At 66.2% G+C, this 6962-nt stretch carries 5 protein-coding genes and 1 pseudogene; 2 read left to right on the forward strand and 4 right to left on the reverse strand.

What is annotated here, in order from left to right; all coding sequences use genetic code 11:
- Positions 1 to 141 precede the first annotated feature (141 nt).
- Both ABZ725_RS45230 and ABZ725_RS45235 read right to left on the reverse strand, forming a co-directional pair.
- A complete protein-coding gene (locus ABZ725_RS45230) occupies positions 142 to 2304 on the reverse strand; it encodes a hypothetical protein (protein WP_358808194.1) in 2163 nt (720 codons plus the stop codon).
- A 1284-nt stretch (positions 2305 to 3588) separates the two neighbouring features.
- Positions 3589 to 4299 (reverse strand): SDR family oxidoreductase, encoded by a 711-nt coding sequence (locus ABZ725_RS45235; RefSeq protein WP_358808195.1) that lies wholly within the window; start codon positions 4297 to 4299, stop codon positions 3589 to 3591.
- A gap of 126 nt (positions 4300 to 4425) precedes the next feature.
- Here ABZ725_RS45235 and ABZ725_RS45240 point away from each other — a divergent pair, with 126 nt between their 5' ends.
- Positions 4426 to 4794: a MerR family transcriptional regulator gene (locus tag ABZ725_RS45240; protein ID WP_358808196.1), complete on the forward strand. Its 369-nt coding sequence runs from the start codon at positions 4426 to 4428 to the stop codon at positions 4792 to 4794.
- Positions 4795 to 4864: 70 nt separating this feature from the next.
- Here ABZ725_RS45240 and ABZ725_RS45245 read toward each other — a convergent pair.
- A pseudogene (locus ABZ725_RS45245) lies at positions 4865 to 5684 on the reverse strand (IS5 family transposase).
- On the opposite strand from ABZ725_RS45245, the gene ABZ725_RS45250 reads away from it, so the two are divergent.
- Positions 5656 to 6449 (forward strand): IS5 family transposase gene (locus tag ABZ725_RS45250; protein ID WP_358808197.1). Its coding sequence is split into 2 segments (ribosomal slippage): positions 5656 to 5962 and positions 5962 to 6449, totalling 795 coding nucleotides; the frame shifts between segments, so codons are not numbered across the junction. The pseudogene ABZ725_RS45245 and the gene ABZ725_RS45250 sit on opposite strands and share 29 nt — an antisense overlap.
- On the opposite strand, the gene ABZ725_RS45255 is transcribed toward ABZ725_RS45250, so the two are convergent.
- Entirely contained in the window at positions 6439 to 6795 is a 357-nt protein-coding gene (locus ABZ725_RS45255) for a hypothetical protein (protein WP_358808198.1), read from the reverse strand. The two genes, ABZ725_RS45250 and ABZ725_RS45255, sit on opposite strands and share 11 nt — an antisense overlap.
- Positions 6796 to 6962 lie beyond the last annotated feature (167 nt).

Below are 6962 nucleotides of genomic sequence, written 5' to 3' on the forward strand. Positions count from 1 at the left end.
CGCGTGTCCGTGTCCAGGGAAGGTCAAGGGCGCTTTCCGTGTTTCTGATCTAGCCTGCCTCAGTTGTGCCACTCCGTGAGGCTTAGAAGGTGCCCCGGCCGCGCCACCTGGGGCGGGCCGGGGCACCGATGTGGATGCGGATCAGTACTGGCCCCGCTGAACGTTCTGGACGTAGCGGAAGTAGGGGCTGTTGAGGTCTTTAGGCGTGCCCCTCCGGCCCGCGAACCAGTCGCTCACGATCTGCGCCTGTTGTTCGAGGTTGAAGTCCCCATAGGCAGGTCCCGCGTCGCCGTATGTGTACGGGTTACCGCCGCCCGCCTCGCAGATCTTGCTGGCCAACGCATCGGCAAGTAGGGCCAGGTCCATGGGCGTGTGTTCGATCTGCCAGGCGTGGCAGAGCTCGTGGACGAACACCTCGCCGTACTTGCGGCGGCCGCTCGCGACCTCATAGTCGCGTGGATTGCCGAACGCCTCGGGGCCCATGTTCACCGTGATCTTTCCGTCGAAGCGCGGAAACGTGAAAGCTCGGTTCTGCGCGCCGATGGTGTCTGTCAGGACGATCCGGTCGCGGGGCGGGAGGCTGCCGGAGAACACCTCGCCGTTGGCCCAGTTGTACTCTTCGTCCGTAAGCTCACGCGTCCGGCTGCCCGCAGAAGCGATGCCCTCAGCCGCAAGAGCCAGCAACATGTTCGACGGACCTGCCAGCCAAAGCACGCCCTCGACGACCCTGGCCCCAGGTACCAGGGAGCCGGTGGAGATGAGTGAGCCGACTTCGACTCCGATGAAGACTACGAGCCCGACCGCTGCGCCCAGCGGGGTAGACCCAACCAGGAACCGGGTAATGACGCTGATGGCGCTCTCCAGGGCCGAGCCAATGTCGCTGGAGTAGTCCGTGGTCATGTGGAAGTCGCCGTGTGCGAAGTCCGTGAAATGCTGGGCGACGAGAGGTTGTCCTGGGTAGGTGACGTCCCAGTCGTTGTCGCGCGACCCCGGAGTGAACGTTCCCCCCACGTGCCCTTTATGGGCGAAGGCGATCACTCGGCCGTTGCTGCTGACGGTGGCGCTGACACCGAAGTCGTAGCCGTCTGCCCCGCTGTCATGCGCGTGGCCCTTCCATTCGGTCACTCCATCTCCGCGAACGGTCACCTCGGCCCATCCCCCCAGAGCCGCCAGGCCTCCGCTAGTGATCTTGCCGCTGAACCGGGTAACTCGGTCGTACCACAGGCCACGCCAGTTGTCGGCAATTCCGGACCACTCTCCTCCGGCATACCACCAGGACGTGTAGACCTGCTTGTCGTTGCCCGCGATGAACAGATCGATGCTGGTTGGTGACTTGGCGATTGCGGTCACCGGTGTGCCAGCCGGGAAGAACCCGCCGATGGAACGCCAGTTGTCATTGATTCCCGACCACTCGTTGCCCGCGTACCACCACGATGTGTATACGCGTCCGTCGTTCCCGGAAACGAACAGGTCGATACTGTCGGGAGTTTTCGCGACGGCGTTCACGGGGGCTCCGGCCGGGAAGAACCCGCCGATGGAACGCCAGTTGTCATTGATTCCCGACCACTCGTTGCCCGCGTACCACCACGATGTGTAGACGCGTCCGTCGTTGCCCGTGACAAAGACGTCGAGGTTTCCCGGGTTGCGTGAGGTGACGCTCAGCGGCGCGCCCGCCGGGAAGAACCCTCCGACGGAACGCCAGTTGTCGTTAATCCCCGACCAGTCAGCGCCGGCATACCACCAGGAGGTATACACTCGCCCGTCGTTGCCGGTGATGAACAGGTCGATACTGTCGGGTGACTTGGCGATGGCCTTCACGGGGGCTCCGGCCGGGAAGAACCCGCCGATGGAACGCCAGTTGTCATTGATTCCCGACCACTCGTTGCCCGCGTACCACCACGATGTGTAGACGCGTCCGTCGTTGCCCGTGACAAAGACGTCGAGGTTTCCCGGGTTGCGTGAGGTGACGCTCAGCGGCGCGCCCGGCGGGAAGAATCCTCCGATAGAACGCCAGTTGTTGTTGATCCCCGACCAGTCGGAGCCCTCATACCACCACGACGTGTAGACGCGGCCGTCATTCCCTGTGACGAAGACGTCGATGCTGTCCGGTGACTTAGCGACGGCCGCCAGAGGTGCGTTGGGGGGAAAGAAGCCGCCGATGGGGCGCCAGTCGTTGGTGACCGCACCCCATTCATTGCCTTCGTACCACCAAGTGGTGTAGACGACGCCGTCCGAGCCGACGGCGAACAGGTCGAGATTTCCCGGAGACCTGCTGGCCACCGCGATATTGCGTGCTGTTTCCATGATGATCCGCCTCGAACGCAGACAGATAGAGAGACCTGCAAGGCAGGCAAGGACCGCGGCTCTCTGAAGCACCCGGAGAATGGAACTACTTATCCGGGACAGGCTGTCAATTGCCGCTGGGTCAACCGGATGTGGACCCTTTCCATTCGAGCCGACAACCGTATGCCCCGCAACCGGAGAATCCCATGAGCGCCCAGTGCTAGCGGTTCGGGTATATCGGCGGGGCCAGTCCGTACAGGATGCTTGGCGGACGTCTTGCCGTCGGGTGTCGGCGTCCGCTCAGTGATTGGTGGCGGCTGCGTCTGCGATGTGCGCGCGGAGTGCTTCGCCGGCGGCTCGTATCCGCTCGGTCGTCCAACCGGACCCCTGACAGCGTTAGCCGGGCCTGCTCGTTCCACGCGCCTTCCACGGCTGTGATCCTCACCCTCATGGGTCGTACGTCCACTACGAAGCGGATGCTGCCGACGGGCTGCGGTGTCATCTCCGGGGATTGTGTCGACCGGACCGGCACGCGCTCCTCGTCGGAGCCCTTGGGCCCGGGGCAGGCGTGGGAGATCGCGTTCAGCAGCTCGATGCCGTGCGTGCATGCCCCCGAGCAGTGCAGGAGTGCAACACGGCAGCGGACCACCCTGAACGCGTGCCGGGTGAATGAGGAGCCGGCGCGGGTAGTGATGACGCAGCCCAGGGCGCGGACGCGTGTCGTGCGCTCCAGCCAGAAGCCCTCACCGTGCTCGTCGAAATACGCGCGGCCGAGGTCCCATCCGCGCACTAGAACGGCGTCCTCCCACGTCCACGGCTGCCCGTTGCGGTAGTCCCGGTCTTCCGGACCGGTCGTGACCCACAGGCGGTAACCAGCGGGGCCGGTGAACATGGTGCCCGGGGCGACGACCAGCTCGACGCGCACCAGGACCCGAGGGGCGTTCACCGGTACGACGGTGCATTGCCCGCGCCACGCCTCCATCACCGGGCAGTCGTCGCACTGGCCGCGGCGGATACAGAGACCGTGTCCGCCCCAACGGGCTCGGCGGGTGTCCTGGGCCTCCATCAGTGCGGCCCAGCGCCGGGGACGCAGGGCACATTGGCTGCCAGTGCCGCCGTGGGCGTTCAGGCTTAGAGAGCCCGGCGGTAGGCGTCACTTGAGTCTTCTGGTGGTGGGTAGGTGTCCCAGCGGTAGCGCGTCGGACGCGCGTGCGGAGCGTGACGAGTACGCATGGCCGCGCCCGGCTGATCCCTAGCTCCTCGAACGTCGGCTGAAGCCTGGCCGGGCGGGCGGCTGCCGAAGGGTCAGGCGGCGGGAACCGCCTGCGGATAGAGCACGCTCGGGTCGGCGGACAGGGCCGCCTTGAGCTGGACGCAGTTGTTGTCGGCGAGGATCTCCATCTTCCCGGCCTCGATACCGTCGAGGGCGGCGCGCACGACATCGGCGGGGTCGTTCTTCTCCACGTCCCACCCGGCCATCATGTCGGTGTCGGTGCTGGCCAGGTGCAGGCCCGTCACCGCGGTTCCCTGGCCCGCGAGTTCGAGGCGGATGCCGTTGGTGAGGCTCCACGCCGCCGCCTTCGCCGCGCTGTAGGCGTTGGCCCCGTCGTAGGCGAGCCAGGACATCGCCGACAGGACGTTGAGGATGGCCCCGCCGCCGCCTGCGGCCAGGACGGGAGTGAACGCCCGGACCACGTTGAGGGTGCCGAAGTAGTTGGTGTCCATCTCCAGCCGGATCTTCTCGGGGTCCCCGGTGACGAGATTCTGCTGGGTGAAGACGCCGGCATTGTTGATCAAGAGGGTGACGTCCGAGGCCGCGCCCGCCGCGGCGGCGACCGAAGCCGGATCGGTGATGTCGAGCCGCAGTACCTCCACACCGGGGAGGTCGACAAGGCGGGGGGTGCGCGCGGTCGCGTAGACCTTGGTGGCGCCCCGGTGCAGGAGCTGTTGGGCGAAGTGCCTGCCGATGCCGCGGTTGGCGCCGGTGACGAGGGCGACGGAACCGGTGATCTTCATGGGGAGTCTCCTGGCAGTGGTGAGGTGATTCCTGTCCGGGCTGTCCGGGCTGTTCGCGGGCTACGCTAGAACCTGACGTTGACGTCAGAGGCAAGGAATGTGATTCAGGTCATGGAGGGGGCGTTGATGCGCATCGGTGAGCTGGCCTCAAGGGTGGGCGTGAGTGTGCGGGCACTGCGCTACTACGAAGAGCAGGACCTGTTGGCCTCGGCGCGCAGCCCCAGCGGCCAGCGGCAGTACCCGGACAGCGCGGTCGACCGCGTCCAGCTGATTCAGCAGTTGTACTCCGCAGGGCTGCCGAGCAGGGCGATCGTGGAACTGCTGCCGTGTGTCGAGACCGGTGACGTGACCCCCGCGCTGCTCGACCGGCTGTCGGCCGAGCGGGACCGCATCGATGCGCAGGTCAGCACCCTGGTGAAAACCCGGGACCGGCTCGACGCCATCATCACCACAGCCTCCACAGCCAGGAGCGCGGGCCGGCCCTGCCCTCGTTGAGCAGCGCGCCTTCCCCAGGCGTGCGGCAGTGCTTGTCCGCCCGACGCAGACGGACGCCCGTCAGCAGGCGTCACTTGAGTCTCTTGGTGGTGGGCCGTCCGTCCCAGCGGTAGAGCAGGGTCGCGCGGCGGATGAGCATGCGGAGCGTGACGATTGCGGCGGACAGGTAGAGGTAGAAGTCCACAGCGCACTGGCGCTTCTCGGTGCAGCGGCGGAGCTTGCCGAAGCCGTTCATCCATGCGTGGCTCCGCTCCACGACCCACCTCCTGCCGGCCTGGATCGGTGCGGGCACGCCCTTGCGGGCGATCTCGCCGGTGAATCCCAGTTCCTCGAGCGCGGCTCGGGTCTTGTCACTGTCGTAGCCCCGGTCCAAGTTGATGTTGACCTGCTCGGGAAACACACCGATCTGCTTCTTCGCGGCCTCCAGGGTGGGCACGAGCAGCGGGGAGTCATGACGGTTGGCCCCGGCCGAGACGAGACCGATCGGGACGCCGCGGGCTTCGGTGGCCACTGAGCGCTTCAGGCCCTGCTTGCCCCTCGACCGGGGAGCGTCCGGCTCTCTCGCCGCCGCAGGGAGCCTTGGTGATGCACCCGTCGACGGACAGCTCATGGAGTTGGAGGCCGATCATGCGGTCGTACGCCTGCACGGCCAGCCCGTGGACCTGCTCGGCCATGCCCAGCTGTGACCAGTACTTGACGCGGCGTCGGATGGTGCGGTCGGAGCACTGGCGGTCGGCGATCCGCTCGTATCCGGAGCCGTGCACCAGGGCGGCGATGACGCGCTCGAAGACAATCCGGTCCGGGATGCGCGGGTTGTGGCAGCCGAGCGGATGGGTATCGACATGCTCGGGCAGCAGCGCTGTGAACTGGTCCCACAAGGGTTCGAGCAGGCATGATGGCGCGGTGGAGGTGAAGCGGCCACAGGGTGGGGGCCGACGGCGGGCGGGTGATCGGGAGACGCTCGCCGCGATCATTTTCGTGGCCACCTCGGGTTGCACCTGGCGGCAGTTGCCGCCGGTGTTCGGGCCGGCCTGGCCCACGGTCTATCGGCGCTTTGCCCAATGGAGTCGGGACCGGGTCTGGGTCAGGCTGCACCGCGTCGTCCTGGACGAACTCGACAGTCGGGGTGAGCTGGACTGGTCGCGGTGCGCGATCGACTCCGTCAGTGTCCGGGCCTCAAAAGGGGGCCACTGACCGGACCGAATCCGACCGACCGTGGCAAGTTGGGGTCGAAGATTCACCTCGTCACGGACCGGAGCGGACTGCCGCTGTCGCTGGGAATGTCCGGCGCCAACATGCACGACAGCCTCGGTCTGCAGCCGCTCGTGCGCGGGATCCCGCCCGTCCGCTCCCGTCGTGGGCCCCGCCGTCGTCGTCCTGCCAAGCTCCACGCCGACAAAGGCTACGACTACGACCACCTGAGGAAGTGGCTTCGTGAACGAGGTATCCGCCACCGCATTGCGCGCAAGGGCAATGAGTCGTCCACGCGGCTCGGCCGTTACCGTTGGGTGGTCGACCGGACCGTGTCCTGGCTGGCAGGCTGCAGACGCCTGCACCGCCGCTACGAACAGAAGCCGGAACACTTCCTCGCCTTCGTCGGACTGGCAGCGTTTCTGATCGGATATCGCCGCCTGACCAGGACCGTCAGGGCCTGAGCCGATTCTGCTGAGGATCGAAGCAGACCAGCCCCATTGAATCCGCGAGGGCCGCTGCCCAGGCAGAGACCTCCTCAGCCCTGCTCCAACTCATCGGGAAGTAGACGAGCGGACCGCCAGCCCCGCCGATCAACGGTCCTGCGGCCCAGGGTGAGGCATCCTCCAGATCGTCAGTCACGTCACCCCACCGCTCCACAAGCGCGGCGACGTAAGCCGCGATCCGCTCGGTCGGAGGATGGCCCACCTCTGAGTCCAGGTAGCGGTCGAAGAAGTCTGTGAAGGCTCGGCCGGCGGTTTTGTCATCCGCTGGCTGCTCTCCCTCCCATACGGCCAAGTCGTAACTCATGCCCGGAGGCTCCCACACTGCAGTGACAAGACAACGCTGACGGCTGACAAGCACCAAAGGAAACGGTGTCTTAGAGGTCGTTTTCACCTGATCTATTGCGGTGTATCCATGTTTCTACCGTCCGGCGATCTGGTGCTGGTGGGGCTGTCGGGATGGTGGTGCATGCC

Origin of the sequence: Streptomyces sp. NPDC006872 (assembly GCF_040635845.1) — a bacterium.
Taxonomy (GTDB): domain Bacteria; phylum Actinomycetota; class Actinomycetes; order Streptomycetales; family Streptomycetaceae; genus Streptomyces.

Bases quoted from the DNA above. Each gene is read 5' to 3' on its own strand.
- ABZ725_RS45235 (WP_358808195.1), bottom strand. From the start codon at position 4,299: ATGAAGATCACCGGTTCCGTCGCCCTCGTCACCGGCGCCAACCGCGGC.
- ABZ725_RS45240 (WP_358808196.1), top strand. From the start codon at position 4,426: ATGCGCATCGGTGAGCTGGCCTCAAGGGTGGGCGTGAGTGTGCGGGCA.
- ABZ725_RS45255 (WP_358808198.1), bottom strand. From the start codon at position 6,795: ATGAGTTACGACTTGGCCGTATGGGAGGGAGAGCAGCCAGCGGATGAC.
- ABZ725_RS45230 (WP_358808194.1), bottom strand. From the start codon at position 2,304: ATGGAAACAGCACGCAATATCGCGGTGGCCAGCAGGTCTCCGGGAAAT.